We start from the raw sequence: 16,015 nt of genomic DNA on the forward strand, positions 1-16,015 counted from the left end.
CGTTAACATCGGGGGCCAGATGGCAGGAGTCGCACAACATGCAGAGCAGTGGACGGCGCTGCTGCGCGCCGCGCGGGCGGTGCGCGGCACCGACGAGCTGCTGGCGCTGATGCTGGGCGCCCTGCGGCGTGGTTCAGCTCTGGGCGACGCGGCTCTGGATGAAGCCGCCCTCCTGGCCCTGCAGGGCGGCGTGTTCGCGCTGCGCGGCGCGGGGCCAGCGCGGCCCCTGCCCGCGCCCCTGTTGGCTGCAGAATGGCAGATTTTCGCCCGGGGCGAGGCTGTGCGGCGCGGCGACGGCCTGCTGGTGCCGGTGCAGGGCCGGGCCTTTCCCCGGCTGGCCGCGTGGCTGCCCGGTCAGGCTGGGCTGGCGGGCGAGGCGCTGGCCCACGTGGAGGCGGTCATGGCGCTGCTGGGCCTGGAACTGGAACAGCTGGAACTGCGTGGGCGCCTGCAGAGCCTGCTGGACCTGCAGCACGAGCTCATCAGCCGCCCGCCCGACGAGCTGTATCAACCGCTGCTGGAAGCGGCGGTGGCCCTGGTGCCCGGCGCCGAGGGCGGCTCACTGCTGCTGCGCCGGGAGGACCGGTTTGATTACGCGGCCCTGGTCAACCACGACTGGGCCGAACTGCGGGGCGTGTCGTTCAGTGTGGAAGACACGCGCGACACCTGGTATGGCGCGGGGCAGGCCCTCTGGGACGAGGGTATTCCCCGGGTCATGACCCAAGGGGCGGCGGCGGTGCACCGCACCGATTACCTGATGGGCGGCCTGACCTACACCAGCCTGCTGCCCTCCATGGACCATATCCGGGCCACCATCACCGTGCCGATTCTGTACGGGGGCGACGTGTACGCCCTGATGAATCTGGACTCCTTTACCAGCGAATTTGCTTTCGCGGCCGACTCGGTGGAAACCATGGGGTCGTTCTGCGTGCAGGCGGCGGTGCTGATGCACGGTAGCCGGCAGCGGGAACTGGTGGAGCGTTCGGCGCGCACCGACGTGCTGACTGGGCTGTACAACCGCCGCCACTTCAACGACGTGCTGGCCGGGCACCTCGCGGCGGCCGAGCGGCATGGACAGCCGCTGGCGCTGCTGCTTGCCGACCTGACGAACTTCAAGGCCATCAACGACACCCTGGGCCACGCGGCGGGGGACGCCGCGCTGGTGACCGTGGCCGACATTCTGCGGCGCAGCGTGCGCGCCTCGGACACGGTGTTCCGCTGGGGCGGCGACGAGTTCGCGGTGATCCTGCCCCACACCGACGGCGAGGGCGCCGCGCAACTGGCCGCGCGTTTTGTCCGCGAACTGGGCCGCGCGCCCATTCAGGGGGTCAGGGTGGGGGCCAGTCTGGGTGTGGGCTGGGGCCAGGGGCGCATGGACGCCGGGGCCCTGCTGCACCAGGCCGATCAGGCCATGTACGCCGCCAAGGCGCGCGGCGCCGCCCGGGGGGCGGCAGACGAGGCCAGGAGCTGAGCTTGCCCTACAGCCCAAAGACCCCGCGCTGCTGCGGGTGCACCAGGTCGGTGTATTCGGGGTGGCGCTGAATGTAGGCGGCGATAAACGGGCACATGGGCACCACCCGCTGGCCCTGCGCGCGAACGTCGTCCAGGGCGCCCCGGGCCAGCAGGCTGCCCAGGCCCTGGCCTTCGTACCTTTCTTCCACCACCGTGTGGGGCAGCATCACCGCGCCCTCACCGGCGGGCCGGAACTCGGCGTAGCCCAGCACCTCGGTGCCCCGGCGCAGTTCATAGCGGGCGGCTTCGTCATTGCGAATCACTTCAGTCTGTGTGTCGGTCATGGGGCCTCCGTGCGCTCCATCATGCCGGGTGGGCCCCTGGCAGCGCCACGCCCGGAAGTCTTTACCCTGCGCCGCAGCAGACATGACACGATGGGTGGCGCCATGCATGATCCTTTTTCGCCCACCCCGCTGCCCCCCCGGTCCGAGCGCCGCGCCCAGGGCCGGGCGCTGCGCGCCGTGTTGCCGCGCCGTGCCCACGCCACCTTCGAGGCCCCGGGCGACCGCCCCGAGCACGTGTTGCAGGCCCTACAGGCCAGCGCCAGCGGCTGCATGCCGCACCTGCTGCCGCTGCGCTACGGGCGCATGGTGGCCAGCCCCTTCGCCTTTTTCCGGGGCACCGCCGCCCTGATGGCCGCCGATCTGGCCACCACGCCGGTGACCGGCGAGCGGGTACAGACCTGCGGCGACGCCCACTGCGCCAATTTCGGCGCCTTTGCCACGGGTGAGCGCAACCTGGTGTTCGACCTGAATGACTTTGATGAAACCCTGCGCGCCCCCTGGGAGTGGGACGTGCGCCGCCTCTCGGCCAGTCTGGTGCTGGCGGCGCGCGAGGCAGGCCACAGCGCGGCTGACGCCCAGTTTGCCGCCCGCAGCGCCGCCCGCGCTTACCGCCTGCATCTGCGCGCCTATGCCCGGCAGCCGCACATTGACGTGTGGTACGACCGCATTGACGCTTCTGAAGCGCTGGCCGACATGGCCGCCGACGCCCGCGCCCACGGGCAGGCCATGTTTGCCAAGGCCAGTACCCGCACCCACCTGCATACCCTGAAAAAGCTGGCGGTCCACACCCCCGCCGGCTGGCGCCTGCGCGACGATCCCCCGCTGCTGGTGCACACCAGCGATCCCCAGGCCGAGGCGATGCTCGAAGGTGTCAAGGCGTGCTACCTCGACAGCGTGGCGCCGGACCGCCGCATGCTGCTCTCGCGCTATCACCTGGCCGACTGGGCGCTGAAGGTGACGGGTGTGGGCAGCTGCGGGCGCCGGGTGCTGGTGCTGCTGCTGGCCGCCGACGGCGACGACGTGTTGTTCCTGCAGGTCAAAGAGGCCCGCCCCAGTGTGCTGGAGCCCCACGCCGGGCCGACCGTGGCCAAGAACGCTGCCCACCGCATCGTGCGCGGGCAGCAGCTCATGCAGGCGGCCAGCGATCCCTTCCTGGGCTGGTGCTCGGGCGGCCACCACTTTGCCTATGTGCGGCAGCTGCGCGACCTCAAGGGCCGCTTTGACCTGCAGGCCGTCAGTCCCCGCACCCTGGAGGAGATTGCCGAGCTGTGCGGCTGGGCCCTGGCCCGTGCCCACGCCCGCACCGGAGACGCCGTGGCTCTGGGCGCCTACCTGGGCGGCGGCGAGAACTTCGATGAAGCCACCGGCGACTTCGGGGTGGCCTACGCCGATCAGGCCGAGCGCGACCACGCGGCCCTGGCCCGCGCCGTGGCGCGCGGTGACATAGAAACCGAGGCCGACCCGGACGACGACTAAAGGCGGGCGGGAGAAGGCTGTGGCGAACCGGCCCAACTGGGCGCCCCGCCTAGGTCTCTGGCGTGCCGGTAAAGCGCTTGGTCAGCCAGCGGTCAAAGCGGGCCAGATTCTCGGCCTGCCGCTCGTAGGCGCTCTGAATGGCGCGCAGGCGGCCCTGCAGCGCCTGCAGCCGCTCGTCGTCAAGAGGCACGTCGGCCCGGGTCCAGTCGTGGCGGTAGGCGCCGCTGACATCGTGGGTGGCGCGGCGCAGGGTCACCATGTCGCGCGCCTCTTCCAGAGTCATGCCCAGGGCGCGCAGGTCCAGCAGGTCGCGCAGCAGCCGCAGGGCGTAGGGCCCGTACAGCGACCGCCCCGAGGCCGTGACCTGATCGGGGGTCAGCAGGCCCAGTTCGGCGTAGTGCATCACGGTGCGCCGGGTCACTCCGGCGGCGCGCGCCAGTTCAGCCGTGGTGTAGAAGGTGGGACCGGTCAAGGCACCACCACCACCTTGCCGGTCACCCGGCGTTCCAGCAGGTCCCGCAGGGCGCGCGGCGCCTCGGCCAGGGGGTAGCGGGCGCTGACCAACGGGCGAACGGTGCCGGCCGCAATCCACTCGGCCAGCTGCGCCAGATGGGCCGCGTTCCCGGCCGGGTTGCGCCGGGCGTATTCGCCCCAGAACACGCCCACCACGCCCGCGCCCTTCAGCAGCGGCAGGTTCAGCGGCAGGCGCGGAATCTCCCCGCCGGCAAAGCCCACCACCAGGTAGCGCCCGCCCCAGCCCAGGCTGCGAAAGGCGTCCTCGGCCCAGCGGCCCCCCACCGGGTCCAGCACGGCGTCCACGCCCGCGCGGCCGGTCAGGGCTTTGAGGGCGGCCTTCAGGTCCTCCGTTTCGTAGTTGACCGTTTCATCTGCGCCGTGGGCCCGCGCCAGGGCGAGGCGTTCCTCGCTGCCCGCCGCGGCGATCACCCGCGCGCCCAGCGCCTTGCCGATCATCACGGCCGCCAGCCCCACGCCCCCGGCGGCCCCCAGCACCAGCAGCGTTTCGCCGGGCTGCACCTTCCCCCGGTCCAGCAGCGCGTGCATGGCCGTGCCGTAGGCCAGTGGCAGGGTGGCCGCCACCTCAAAGTTCAGGTGCTCGGGCAGCGGAAAGACCGCGCCCGCCGCAGCGGTCAGGTGCGTGGCAAAGGCGCCGGTGCCGGTAAAGGCGGCCACGCGCTCACCCACCTGCAGGCCGCGTACCCCCTCGCCCAGCGCCGTGATCACCCCGGCGGCCTCGGCGCCGGGGGTAAAGGGCAGGGGCGGGCGCACCTGATACAGCCCCTGCACCATCAGGGCGTCGGGGTAATTCACGCTGGCGGCGCGGACCTCCAGCGTCACCTCGCCGGGGCCGGGCAGCGGATCGGGGCGGTCTTGCAGGGTCAGGGCTTCGGGCGGGGCAAAGGCCGTACAGGTCAGGGCGCGCATGGAAACACCTCCGTATAGGTGGCCCCATCTTAACGCAGGCGTTCATACTGTACGTCTACGGACACCTTCCGCTCTGGCCCCATCTTTCGCCTCCAAGGAGACCTGCCATGCCCCCTGTGCTCAGCCGCCGCGACCTGAATTTCCAGCTGTTCGAGGTGCTTGATACCGCCGCCCTGACCGCCCGCGCGCGCTTTTCCAGTCATACCCGCGAGGACTACGAGGCGGTGCTGACCCTGGCCTTGGACGTGGCCGAGCGTCACTTTGCGCCGTATGCCCGCGAGGCCGACGAGCACGAGCCCACGCTGCGTGAAGGCCGGGTGGTGCTGCCCCTCTCCGCGCAGGCGGCCATGCAGGCATTCCGGGAAGCCGGCTTTTTCAGCGCCCACCACGACGAGGAACTGGGTGGGCTGGCCCTGCCCTGGGTGGTCATGCAGGCGGCCATGGCGCATTTTCAGGCTGCCAACATCGGTTACAGCGGCTACCCCTTCCTGACCATCGGCAACGCCAACCTGCAGCGGCAGTTCGCCTCGCCGGAGCAGCAGCGGCGGTACATGATGCCGCTGCTGGAGGGCCGCTGGTTCGGCACCATGGCGCTGTCTGAACCGCAGGCGGGCTCCGGGCTGGCGGACATTTCCACCACTGCCACGCCACGCCCCGACGGCACCTACGCCATTCGCGGCACCAAGATGTGGATTTCGGGCGGCGAACACGAACTCACCGAGAACATCGTGCATCTGGTGCTGGCGCGCATGGCGGGGGGCGAGGCAGGTGTGCGCGGCATCAGCCTGTTTCTGGTGCCCCGCTTTCGCCTGCGCCAGGACGGCTCGCCCGGAGAGACCAACCATGTGGTGCTGGCGGGCCTGAACCACAAACTGGGTTACCGGGGCACCGTGAACACGCTGCTGAACTTTGGCGAGGGCGGCGAAACGGTGGGCGAACTGGTGGGGGCGCCGGGGCAGGGCTTGGCGCAGATGTTCCACATGATGAACGAGGCCCGCATTGGCGTGGGTCTGGGCGCAGTCATGCTGGGCAGTGCCGGCTACCAGCACAGCCTCGCCTACGCCCGTGAACGCCGGCAGGGGCGGCGCCCGGGCGCGCGTGATCCGCTCTCGCCCCCGGTGCCCATCATTGAACACGCCGATGTGCGCCGCCTGCTGCTGCGCCAGAAGGCCACCGTGGAAGGGGGGCTGGCCCTGGGGCTGTATGCCTGCGCACTGGTGGACGACCTGCACACCGGGCCCCAGGAGGCGCGCGCGGACACAGGGCTGCTGCTGGACCTGCTCACGCCCATCGTCAAAAGCTGGCCCAGCCGCCATGTTCAGGCCGCCCTCAGCGACGCCATTCAGGTGATGGGCGGCGCGGGCTATACCCGGGATTTCCCTGTCGAGATGTACTACCGTGACAACCGCCTCAACCCTATCCACGAGGGCACGGAAGGCATTCAGGCCGCCGATCTGCTGGGCCGCAAGCTCACGCAGGCGGGCGGGCGGGGCCTGAGCGTGCTGCTGACGCGCCTGGAGGCGGACCTGGCGGCCAGTGAGCCCCTGACTGGCCTGGATGAGATTCGTTCAGGCGTGCGCGGGGCGGCGCAGGCGGGCCCGGCGGCCCTGGGGGCCCTGCTGGCCCGCGCCGCCGACCTGGGCCCGGAACGGGTGCTGGCCGGGGCCCACAGCGCCCTGGAACTGCTGGGCGGCGTGGTGTTGGGCTGGATGTGGCTGCGGCAGGCGGCGGCAGCGGCCCGCGCCCTGCCCACCGCGCGCGGAGAAGACACTGCTTTTTACCAGGGCAAGCTGCAGGCTGCCCGATTCTTTGCGTTGCATGAACTGCCCAGAATTCGCGTGCACATCGAACTGCTGGCCGCCGCCGACACCACCGCTCTAGACATGTCGCCCGAGTGGTTCTGACCACCTGTCGCCACCTGTCCGGCGGGCTGGGGTAGGGTGAGGCCACACGACAATTCAGCGCCCCTGTGACCGGTTCCAACCATCGGCCCCAGCGCTGGATTCGCGTGCTGGCGCGCGGTTTGCGCCCGGAGGTGACATGACGAACGCCCGTCTGCTGGTCCTCTTGCCTGCGCTGCTGGCTGCCTGTAGCGCTCCGTCCTCTCCCCAGCTGGCGTCCGGCCCAGAAGCCGCCCGGCTGAGTGCACAGTCAGTGCTGACGTGGCAGGCGCTGCGCCAGGGTGACAGTGGCCGCGATGTGGTCACGCTGCAGTATCTGCTGCGCCACCGGGGCCAGACCCTGAGTGTGGACGGGGCTTTTGGCGCCGGCACCGACACCGCCGTGCGCAACTTCCAGCGGGCGAGCGGCCTGACGGTGGATGGCATCGTGGGGGGCAACACCTGGGAAAAACTGATCGCCACGGTGCGCCAGGGTGACAGCAACAACGCCGTGCGCGCCGTGCAGGACCAGCTGCGCAGCGGTTACGGCTACGGCAGCGTGACCGTGGACGGCGTGTTTGGCGCGGGCACCAATACCGCCGTGCGCGACTTCCAGAGCAAACGTGGCCTCAGCGCCGACGGCGTGGTGGGTCTGAACACCTGGCACGCGCTGGTGACGGGCAGCAGCACCGGCGGCACCGGCACCACCGCCAGCCTCGCCAGCCAGATTCTGAACAACAGCCGTATCACGCTGGGCACCAGCAGCTCCACGGTAAACGGCAATCCCCGGCAGAACATCGTGGACACGGCGGCCGGTCGCCTCGCCACGCGCGGCTGCGCCAGCAACGCCAACTGCGGCCTGACCGTGGCCCTGAAGCGGTCCATGCTGCAGGGGCTGGCCAGCATGGGCGCGAACAATTCCATGTACATCACGTCCATTGCGGGCGGCGTGCATTCCACCTATTCCGACCACTACGCCGGGCTGGCCCTGGACATCGGCACCTGGAACGGCGTGAGCCTCGCCAGCCCCAACAGCGCCCACACGGCCGCGCGCAACGCCTGCATTGCGGCGGGCAGCGACCCCAGCCAGACCTTCAACGCCTACTACGATCCGCCCGGCGGGCACAGCAACCACGTGCACTGCGCCTGGAACTGACAGATGGCGGCCAAAAATGTCTTGACCCGGCGCGACCTGCTGCGCCTGGGGGCCCTGGTGGGCGGTGGCGCTTTTCTGGCCAGCTGCGGCGTGAAGGTCGCCAGCCCGGCCCTGCCCCAGACCCCCCTGAATGCCCTGGCGGTCGCCTCACCTTCGGTGGCGGGCACAGCCGCCTGGGCCGCTCAGGCCCCCAGGTCGCCCATTGTGTTGCTCTCGGCGCGGCCCACGCGCCTGATTGTGCACCACACCGCCAGTGCCAACACCAGCGACCTCTCGCGCGCCCAGGCGTACAGCCTCGCCCGCTCCATTCAGCAAAGCCACTTCTCTCGTGGCTGGATTGATTCGGGCCAGCAGTTCACCATCAGCCGGGGCGGCTATGTGCTCGAAGGCCGCCACCGCAGCCTCGAAGCGGCCCAGGGTGGGCAGCAGCACGTGCAGGGCGCCCACTGCGACGGCTTCAATGACGTCTCGGTGGGCATTGAGAACGAGGGCACCTACATGACCGTCTCGCCCCCGGGCGGGCAGTACAGCGCCCTGGTGGGCCTGTGCGCGTGGCTGTGCCAGCAGTACGGCATTCCCGCCAGCGAGCTGTACGGCCACCGCGATTTCAACAACACCGACTGCCCCGGCGACGTGCTGTACGCCAAACTGCCGCAGTTGCGCGCCGATGTGGCGGCCCGGCTGGGCGTGAGTCTGCGCCTGTGGCCCACCACCCGCGCCCCCATGACCGGTGAGCGGGTGCGCAGTGCCCAGCGCCTGTTGCTGGCTGCCGGGCAGAGCCTGACTGCCGACGGCACCTACGGCAGTGGCACGGCGAGTGCGGTGCGCGCCTTTCAGAGCGGCGTGGGCCTGACCCCTGACGGCGTGATCGGTTCGGCCACCTGGGAGCGCCTGATCCGCACCGTGCGGCGGGGCGACAGCGGGCCGGCGGTGCAGGCAGCCCAGGGCCAGCTGGCGGCGCGCGGCTACAGCGTGGCGGTGGACGGCGTGTTCGGGGCCGGCACCGAAACAGCGGTCCGGAACTTTCAGACCAGCCGGGGCCTGGGTGCCGACGGCGTGGTGGGCCCCAACACCTGGCACGCCCTGCAAAGTTAAGTCACTCCGCTGCTGGTCCCCAGATCAACCGAGCGAAGCGAGTATCGAAATAAGCGCAGCCTGAAAGCCGCCGCCCGGAGCATTTTCCTGGGCGGCGGCTTTCAGGTTGCGGGCAGACTCAGCTGGGCTTGTAACCGCAGCTCAGGCTGCCCAGATACAGCGCGTCGCGGTGCTGGCGGCCGCCGCCCGCGTTCTTGTGCTCGTGGGCAAGGTGGGCTTCGAGCGCCGCCGCCGAGATGCTGATGACCACGTAAGCGTTGTTGTCCACAGCGCTCGTGGCGTGGCAGACGAGCACCTTGTTGTCATGTCCTTCGTACGAGCCGCCGTTGCCCCGCAGGTAACCCGGCATCACGTCCTTGACCACCACGCCTGAGGGAAGGGTGACTGGCGCGTTGGCAGAGGGCGTGGCCGAGGCCAGCGAGGCGGCGCCCAGCAGGGCCAGCAGGAGTGCGCTTCGTTTCATAGTTCCTCCCGGTACAGGCTGAAATGGCGCTGTACGGTGTACCGGCCAGTGTAAGGTTTTTCACGTCTACACGAAAGCGCCCCGGTGGGGAGGGTCCCTGAAGTCAGGCACACCCCAGTGAAAAGAGCGAAAGACAGGCACGTTAAGCCAGAAAATGTGATTTTAGACATGATGCAAAGTTGTCTAGACAATATGGATTCATTCAATGGGGGAAAGTGAGCTGCGTTCATTGACCTTCTCCAGAGCGCGCTCTAAGATTCCTTTCACGAGCTACATCTCAATTTCATCTGCACTCGTTGTTTCTGCATGAACGGTGGCCCCCACGTCTCTGCGCAATTGGTGTCGTCTGGTCACCTGTTCTCCGCCTGCTCTCTTCGTAAGGAGTCACTTTCACCCATGGCCCTGAAACCCCTGTCTATCGGCTCCGCCTTCGTGCTCGGCACCCTTCTGATCGGCTGCAACCCGCCGACCACGCCTGCAGACACCACGGCGCCCACCATTGCCCTCAGCGCCACCCCCAATCCCGTGACCGCCAACGGCACCTTCACCCTGAAGGCCGCCGTCAGTGACGATGTGGGCGTGACCAAGGTTGAGTTCTATGACGGCGCGACCAAGCTGGGCGAGGACACCACGGCCCCCTACGAATTGCCTGTGGCAGTCACCATTGCCAACAACGGCAAGAAGACCTATACCGCCACTGCCTACGACGCGGCCGGTAACAAAGCCAGCGCCAATACCGAAGTCAATGTGACGATTACCGACGTCACCGCTCCCACCGTGTCACTGACGGCTACTCCCAACCCCGTGACCGCAGCGGGCACTGTTACCCTCAGAGCCACTGCTGCGGATAACGTGGGCGTGACCAAGGTGGAGTTCTTTGAAGGCACCACCAAGCTGGGTGAGGACACCACCGCACCCTTTGAAATGACGGTCAGCCTGAACGCCGTGCAAAACGGCAAAAAGACCTACACAGCGACTGCCTACGACGCCGCCGGCAACAAGACCAGCGCCAGCACCGAGGTGACCGTGGCAATCACGGCCGCCACCGCGCCTCTGCGCGGCACCGTGGTGGACCAGAACATCGGCGCCCCCGTGGCTGGCAGCACCATCACCGTGATGCAGGGCGGCACCACCCTGGGCACCGTGACCACAGACGCCAACGGTCAGTTCACCCTGAACGGCCTGAGCGCCGGCACCTATGACCTCAAGGCGCGCAAGACCGGCATGGCCGGCTCTGACCTGTACGGCGTGATGGTGGGCACCGATACCCCCAGCGTGCAGCTGGTGCAGCGCCCAGCCTTCGACACGGCCGTGAGCCCTGAGCCCGCCCAGATCAGCTTCACGCGCGCCGACGGCACGACCCCTCTGGCCGGGTCCACCTTCACCAACAGCGTGGACTTCAAGATCAAGACGGACGCCAACTACACCGGACCCATTCGCATCATGTACGCCCAGCTGGGCCGTACCCCGGGCTCGGGCGTCATCACGGCGTCCAATACCGCCAACAACTGGAACTTTTCGCCGCCCCAGGACCAGCAGGGCGTCATTGAGAGTCCGGGGGTCACGGTGCCCAATGCGAGCTCGCCCAACTTCATCGCGGGCTTTGGCACCGCGGCGGGCGAGACGGTCTACCTGCAGATCATGGTGGTGGACTTCAACTTCAACTACTCGCGCTACATCGTGCCGATCAAGCTGATCAACACGAACGCCAGCCAGAACGTGACGGTGACGGCCCCCACGGCCGCTGCCGCCACCGCCTTCACCCTGAAGCAGGAAGGTTCGTGGACCACGCCCTACAACACCCCCAACCCCGACGCCGCCCCCAACGGTTCGGGCGTGTTCGTGGAAGTGCGCTGGTGCTACACCAACACGGCCGCCGTGCCCTTCGCCTTCGACATCGAGCGCTCCGAGAACGGCACCACCTTCACCAAGGTGGGCACGGTGGGCGGCGGCGCCAACGCCAGCTGCAGCGCCACCAACCAGGCGTCCCGTCCCTACAACTTCCGTGACACCAGCGCCGATCTGACGGTGGGCAAGACCTTTACCTACCGCGTGATGGCGCGCGGTGCCAACAGCGTCGCCAGCAACACCACCCAGACCACGCCGCTGGCGCAGTTCCAGCCCACCTTTATCGCGCCCGCCGATGAAAGCACCGGCGTGAGCCTCAATCCCACCTTCGTGATGGGCCAGAATCAGACGGAGATCGGCGCAGACGGCGCGGCCTACAACCTGCGCCTGCGCGACCTGATGACGCTGAGCGGGTACAACCTGCCTGGATCGGCCGCCAACGCTCTGATCCGTGTGGAAGAAGGCACGGGGCCCACGGGCAACGGCATTGCTGTGGGTCAGAGTGCCGTGTTCACCAGCACGGGCGCCGTTCTGGGTGCCCCGGCCACCGCCGCCAACGTGCTGACCGACACCAGCGGCAAGTTCGGTGCAGCCAAGAGCCTGGCCCCTGTCAACACCACCGCCCATACGGTCAGCCTGCCCCTGAATGTGCTGGGCGCCCCGGCTCTGCAGCCCCTGCGCCCCTACAAGTGGGAGATGTACTCGGGCTTTGCGTACAAGTACGCGCCCAGCGAAGGCAACCGGATCTCGGCCTACTCGGTCTTCACCTGGCCCGCCGGTACCGACGCGCCCATCCTGCAGACCCGCGGCACCAACATCAACTGGGACTTCATCACGGGCGAGAAGTAAACCCGGCCTGGGGCCTGACCCCAGGCCCTGGCACCTCCGCTCCAGCTGACCCTTTCTTTCCACAGTGAGGCTTCAAAAATGCGCAAGAACCTTCCGCTGACCCTGGGCGTGCTCGGCCTGACCGCCCTGCTCGCCGCCTGCTCCAACCAGTCTGCTCCCGTTGCTGCCGCCCCGGCCCCCGCCGAGCAGCAGATCGCCCGCAGCGGCAACCTGCAGTACGTGCAGAACGAAGTCGTGGTGGGCTACACCACCGAAGCGGGGCTGGCCGCTGCCGCCAAGGCCATGGGCGGCGAAGTGGTCCGTACCATTCCTGAAATCAAAACCGCGCTGGTGCGGGTCTCGGGCGACGCCCTGAAACTCGCCAGTCGCGCCAAGGTGGACGGTGTGCGCTACGCCAGTGCCAACGCAGTGGTCGTGCCGGACCGCGGTACCCCCACCATCACCAACAGCAGCCTTGCTCCGCAGGCCGCCAACGCGGACCAGATCTTCGACGTGCTGCCCCAGTACGCCCTGGACCCCCGTCACCTGAACGCCAAGGTCGCCTGGGACAAGGGCCTGACCGGTAAGGGCGTGATTGTGGCCGTGATTGACGATCCGGGCGACGTGACCCACCCCGACCTGGCGCCCAACTGGGCCGGCAAGGCCTTTGACCCCCGCCAGAACAAGACCTACACCTCTGGGACTGAGTGGAGCAATTACTTCAAGAAGCCCGAGAACTCGCACGGCACCTACGTGGCCTCCAGCATCATTGCGGCCAAGAACGGCAAGGGCATCGTGGGTCTGGCCTACGAAGCCAAGTGGATGCCCGTGACCATGTTCAACCCCGGCGGCTACTCCAGCTTTGAAATCGCGCTGGGCGCCGTGTGGGCCACCAACAACGGTGCGCGCGCCATCAACAACTCCTGGGGCGGCGGCGTGAGCTTCGGCCCGGTCAAGGACGCCTTCGACTACGCCATGGCCAACGGCACGACCATCGTGGCGTCCATGGGGAACTCCTACCACGACGAGTTCCAGTACCCGGCAGCCCTGCCCGGCGTGATTGCCTCCGGCGCGCTGGATGCCAGTAACCGCAGGGTGACCTTCAGCACCCACGGCCGTCACATCTCGACGACGGCGCCGGGTCAGGACACCATGCTGGCCAGCCCCACCTGGCTGGACTCGACCGTCAAGCCGGACGGCGGCTACGCCCTGATCTCGGGCACCTCGTTCTCCTCGCCCTACACCACGGCTGTGGCCGCGCTGATTCTGCAGAAATGCCCCGCCGCCACGCCCTACCAGGTGCGCCGCGTGATGGAAATGAACGCGGACAGCTCTATTGGCACCAACCCCAACGGCTTTGACCGGGAAACCGGCTGGGGCCGCCTGGACGCGGGCAAGATTGCCCAGAACCTGACCGACTGCGCCGCGCTGCCCGCCAAGGGCGCCAACGTGCTGATCGAAGTGAAGTACACCAGCAACTCCAACGGCGTGCAGACCGGCATTCTGGGCGACGTGATTCTGCGCGGCCAGGGCACGCGCGCCGGCGCCACCGACGATCCCACCCCGCTGTACCTGAGCCCCACCGACAACAACGGCGAGGCCCGCTTCAGCGAGATTGCCCCTGGCACCTACGACATCTACGTGGCCGGCCCCGACCTGAGCACCACCGGCGGCAAGACCGAGGACCGGGGCACCTTTATCGGCACCCTGACGGCCACCAGCGGCTCGACCTACTACCGCCCCGATGAAAAGCGCGTCATCGTGCCGGCCGGCGTGGTCAACCTGAACCCCGCTGACCCCTACGAGCCCAACGATGACATGGCCAGCGCCAAGGCCATCGCCTACGGCCAGACCACCCAGACCGCCTACATCTTCGGCAAGCCCCGCGACTTTGATTACTTCAAGTTCACGGGCGCCGCGAACGATCAGATCAAGGCCGAGATGCTGGCGGCCGCGCAGATCGGCGGTCAGCTGGACGCCTTCCTGTACCTGGTTGACAGCACGGGCAAGGTCCTGGCCAGCAACGATGACCGTGGCACTCCCCGCATTGACAGCGACTCGGAAGTGACCTTCACGCTGCCCGCTGCCGGCACCTACTACCTGGTGGCCACCAGCTACGAGATCGCCAGCAGCGCCACGACCACCGATGACAGCCCCTTCAACAAGTACCAGCTGAAGCTGAGCAAGACGAACTAAGCCTCCGCTGATCAGGAGTGACCCCACATGTTGGGGTCACTTTTTTTCGCTGGTGGGACGTGAGGCCTGGAAGGCGCGCGTGTGCAGCGAAAGGGCAACGCCGGAGGCCCCGGACGAATCAGCAAGGCTTATCCAAACCCAGCGCGCACCGCTGACCGCTGGTGCCAGCACGATGTAACGGCGTTGCGTTTCCTCCGGGCAGCGGGCGCCGGGTCGGTTTGCGACCGCTTGTGGCCTCGCAGCGCTTGACCGGCCAGCTGCTCATTTGCCCATGCCGCAGAGATACAGCTAAGTAACTCGCTGTTGATTTTTAGATCATCCGAGCGGAGCGAGTGGCGAACAAAGTGCCTCGCACCGGGAATGGACACGTTGCTGCGCCCTTCTGAACCGTTGGAATGGGGGAGGGGCGAGGGACTTAGCCTTCGGCTTCAGCGAGAACTTTGCGCGGGGATGGGTTGCGCACGTGGACTTCATGATCGGCAGCGCGGAGGTGGACGTGGACGGTATCACCGAGAACGGCGCGCGTGAGCCGCTGCTGCGGAGCGGAGGCTGGACGTTCTGAGTGACCCGGGCTCCGCGCGGCTGGAGCGCCCGCCTGCATCGGCCCCGCGAGTGGTCCCGCCGATCCGAGCGGCCAGGTGGCGCAGGAACGCCCCGGACGGTACAACAGGCCCCATGACCCGTGCCGTGCAAGTTGGTGTGATTGGCCTGGGGGCCATCGGCCAGAGCCTGCTAAAAGTGTTCACTGCCCATCCCGACGTGCAGGTTGCGGCGGTGTGCGATGTAAACGCGGACCTCGCCGCCCAGACCGCCGGGCCTCTGGGGGCCTCGGCGTGGACGGATGACCGCGAGCTGCTCAATGGGGCAGATCTTGACCTGGTGTATGTGGCGGTGCCGCCGCAGCACCACGCATCGATTGCCCTGGAGGTGCTGCGCGCGGGCCGGCATCTGCTGTGCGAGAAGCCCCTGGCGCTCACGCTGAACGAAGCCCAGACCATGCACCGCGCGGCGCAGGCTGCGGGGGTCATTCACGCGCTGAATCTGCCGCTGCACGCCGATCCTGGCATTGACACCTTTCACCGGCTCGTCCGGGACGGCTCGCTGGGGGCGGTGCGCCGCGCCGAGCTGAATCTGGTGTTTCCGCAGTGGCCACGGCCGTGGCAGCACAATCCCTGGATCGGTGGGCGGGCGCAGGGCGGCCCTATCCGCGAGGTGGGCCCGCACCTGTTCCATGTGATCCTCACGGCCCTTGGCCCCGTCACCCGGGTCTGGGCCAACGCGGCGTATCCGGCAGAGGACGCAGCCGCCTGCGAAACGGCCGCGCTGGGCCTGCTGGAACTGGAAGGTGGCGTGCAGGTTGTGGTGTCCTGCCTGACCAACGTGCCCCGGCCGGAGCAGGTAAGCCTGACGGTGTACGGAACGGCGGGCACCGCCGGTCTGGTGAACTGGGCGGTGCCGGTGGCGGCCGTGGGGGCTGGACCACTGGAAGCTGTGCCCGTGGACACGCCCCGAACGGCGGGCGGAACCCGGCTGGTCGGCGCCCTGGTGAGCCGCGTGCGGGGCGGCCCGGGCGACCTGGTGGATTTCGGGATGGGGGTCCGCATTCAGGCGGTGCTGGAGGCCTGGGAGCGCTCGACGGCCAGTGGCACCTGGGTCGATACCGTGCCTGCCTGAACGGGCCTATTGCGGCGCAAGAAGCCACGGCGGAGGAGCGCAGCGGAGACGGCACTTGCATCCAGTTGGCGAAGATGGAGCCGTGGGCCTCGTGGGTCGGGCTGGACGAACCAGGGGCTCAGCCCTCCAACGGTCCAGACGGATTCAGTGTTCTGCTGCC

General features: G+C 68.4%; 13 protein-coding genes. 9 read left to right on the top strand and 4 right to left on the bottom strand.

Going from position 1 to position 16,015, the window contains the following annotated elements; translation table 11 throughout:
* The first annotated feature begins 19 nt into the window (after positions 1–19).
* Positions 20–1,471 carry a GGDEF domain-containing protein gene (locus C8263_RS07100; RefSeq protein ID WP_107137429.1) on the top strand — a complete coding sequence of 484 codons (1,452 nt, stop codon included), beginning with the start codon at positions 20–22 and terminating at the stop codon, positions 1,469–1,471.
* A 7-nt stretch (positions 1,472–1,478) separates the two neighbouring features.
* Here the strand turns inward: C8263_RS07100 and C8263_RS07105 are convergent, their stop codons facing one another.
* Positions 1,479–1,796 (bottom strand): GNAT family N-acetyltransferase, encoded by a 318-nt coding sequence (locus C8263_RS07105; RefSeq protein WP_107137430.1) that lies wholly within the window; start codon positions 1,794–1,796, stop codon positions 1,479–1,481.
* A gap of 102 nt (positions 1,797–1,898) precedes the next feature.
* On the opposite strand from C8263_RS07105, the gene C8263_RS07110 reads away from it, so the two are divergent.
* Positions 1,899–3,272, top strand: coding sequence for a DUF2252 domain-containing protein (locus tag C8263_RS07110; protein WP_107137494.1), 1,374 nt, complete (start codon positions 1,899–1,901; stop codon positions 3,270–3,272).
* A 49-nt stretch (positions 3,273–3,321) separates the two neighbouring features.
* Here the strand turns inward: C8263_RS07110 and C8263_RS07115 are convergent, their stop codons facing one another.
* Together C8263_RS07115 and C8263_RS07120 are read right to left on the bottom strand one after the other, a co-directional pair.
* Positions 3,322–3,744: a MerR family transcriptional regulator gene (locus C8263_RS07115; RefSeq protein ID WP_107137431.1), complete on the bottom strand. Its 423-nt coding sequence runs from the start codon at positions 3,742–3,744 to the stop codon at positions 3,322–3,324.
* A complete protein-coding gene (locus C8263_RS07120; RefSeq protein WP_107137432.1) occupies positions 3,741–4,715 on the bottom strand; it encodes an NADPH:quinone oxidoreductase family protein in 975 nt (324 codons plus the stop codon). Before C8263_RS07120 ends, C8263_RS07115 begins: the two co-directional genes overlap by 4 nt.
* A gap of 107 nt (positions 4,716–4,822) precedes the next feature.
* Between C8263_RS07120 and C8263_RS07125 the strand changes: the two genes are divergently transcribed.
* The 3 genes from C8263_RS07125 (at position 4,823) to C8263_RS07135 (ending at position 8,846) form a co-directional block, all read left to right on the top strand.
* Positions 4,823–6,619, top strand: a complete 1,797-nt coding sequence (locus C8263_RS07125) for an acyl-CoA dehydrogenase (protein ID WP_107137433.1) — start codon at positions 4,823–4,825, stop codon at positions 6,617–6,619.
* Between the two features lie 136 nt (positions 6,620–6,755).
* On the top strand, positions 6,756–7,751 hold the full coding sequence (locus C8263_RS07130; protein WP_233218693.1) for a peptidoglycan-binding domain-containing protein: 996 nt from the start codon (positions 6,756–6,758) through the stop codon (positions 7,749–7,751).
* A gap of 3 nt (positions 7,752–7,754) precedes the next feature.
* A complete protein-coding gene (locus C8263_RS07135; protein ID WP_107137434.1) occupies positions 7,755–8,846 on the top strand; it encodes a peptidoglycan recognition protein family protein in 1,092 nt (363 codons plus the stop codon).
* A gap of 118 nt (positions 8,847–8,964) precedes the next feature.
* Here the strand turns inward: C8263_RS07135 and C8263_RS07140 are convergent, their stop codons facing one another.
* Positions 8,965–9,309, bottom strand: coding sequence for a hypothetical protein (locus C8263_RS07140; RefSeq protein ID WP_107137435.1), 345 nt, complete (start codon positions 9,307–9,309; stop codon positions 8,965–8,967).
* 396 nt (positions 9,310–9,705) lie between these two features.
* Between C8263_RS07140 and C8263_RS07145 the strand changes: the two genes are divergently transcribed.
* From C8263_RS07145 to C8263_RS07160, 4 genes are all read left to right on the top strand, one after another.
* A complete protein-coding gene (locus tag C8263_RS07145) occupies positions 9,706–12,006 on the top strand; it encodes an Ig-like domain-containing protein (RefSeq protein WP_107137436.1) in 2,301 nt (766 codons plus the stop codon).
* Positions 12,007–12,084: 78 nt separating this feature from the next.
* The gene (locus C8263_RS07150; RefSeq protein WP_107137437.1) at positions 12,085–14,181 is read left to right on the top strand and encodes a S8 family serine peptidase; all 2,097 of its coding nucleotides are present in this window, start codon (positions 12,085–12,087) and stop codon (positions 14,179–14,181) included.
* Between the two features lie 463 nt (positions 14,182–14,644).
* Entirely contained in the window at positions 14,645–14,743 is a 99-nt protein-coding gene (locus tag C8263_RS07155) for an aminopeptidase (protein WP_332888932.1), read from the top strand.
* 113 nt (positions 14,744–14,856) lie between these two features.
* Positions 14,857–15,855, top strand: coding sequence for a Gfo/Idh/MocA family protein (locus C8263_RS07160; RefSeq protein WP_107137438.1), 999 nt, complete (start codon positions 14,857–14,859; stop codon positions 15,853–15,855).
* The last annotated feature ends 160 nt before the right edge of the window (positions 15,856–16,015 follow it).

Origin of the sequence: Deinococcus arcticus (genome assembly GCF_003028415.1) — a bacterium.
Taxonomy (GTDB): domain Bacteria; phylum Deinococcota; class Deinococci; order Deinococcales; family Deinococcaceae; genus Deinococcus; species Deinococcus arcticus.

Excerpts from the sequence above, each read along its gene's own strand:
- C8263_RS07120 (WP_107137432.1), bottom strand. The coding sequence starts at position 4,715 with ATGCGCGCCCTGACCTGTACGGCCTTTGCCCCGCCCGAAGCCCTGACC.
- C8263_RS07110 (WP_107137494.1), top strand. The coding sequence starts at position 1,899 with ATGCATGATCCTTTTTCGCCCACCCCGCTGCCCCCCCGGTCCGAGCGC.
- C8263_RS07105 (WP_107137430.1), bottom strand. The coding sequence starts at position 1,796 with ATGACCGACACACAGACTGAAGTGATTCGCAATGACGAAGCCGCCCGC.
- C8263_RS07130 (WP_233218693.1), top strand. The coding sequence starts at position 6,756 with ATGACGAACGCCCGTCTGCTGGTCCTCTTGCCTGCGCTGCTGGCTGCC.
- C8263_RS07135 (WP_107137434.1), top strand. The coding sequence starts at position 7,755 with ATGGCGGCCAAAAATGTCTTGACCCGGCGCGACCTGCTGCGCCTGGGG.
- C8263_RS07160 (WP_107137438.1), top strand. The coding sequence starts at position 14,857 with ATGACCCGTGCCGTGCAAGTTGGTGTGATTGGCCTGGGGGCCATCGGC.
- C8263_RS07150 (WP_107137437.1), top strand. The coding sequence starts at position 12,085 with ATGCGCAAGAACCTTCCGCTGACCCTGGGCGTGCTCGGCCTGACCGCC.
- C8263_RS07145 (WP_107137436.1), top strand. The coding sequence starts at position 9,706 with ATGGCCCTGAAACCCCTGTCTATCGGCTCCGCCTTCGTGCTCGGCACC.
- C8263_RS07140 (WP_107137435.1), bottom strand. The coding sequence starts at position 9,309 with ATGAAACGAAGCGCACTCCTGCTGGCCCTGCTGGGCGCCGCCTCGCTG.
- C8263_RS07100 (WP_107137429.1), top strand. The coding sequence starts at position 20 with ATGGCAGGAGTCGCACAACATGCAGAGCAGTGGACGGCGCTGCTGCGC.
- C8263_RS07125 (WP_107137433.1), top strand. The coding sequence starts at position 4,823 with ATGCCCCCTGTGCTCAGCCGCCGCGACCTGAATTTCCAGCTGTTCGAG.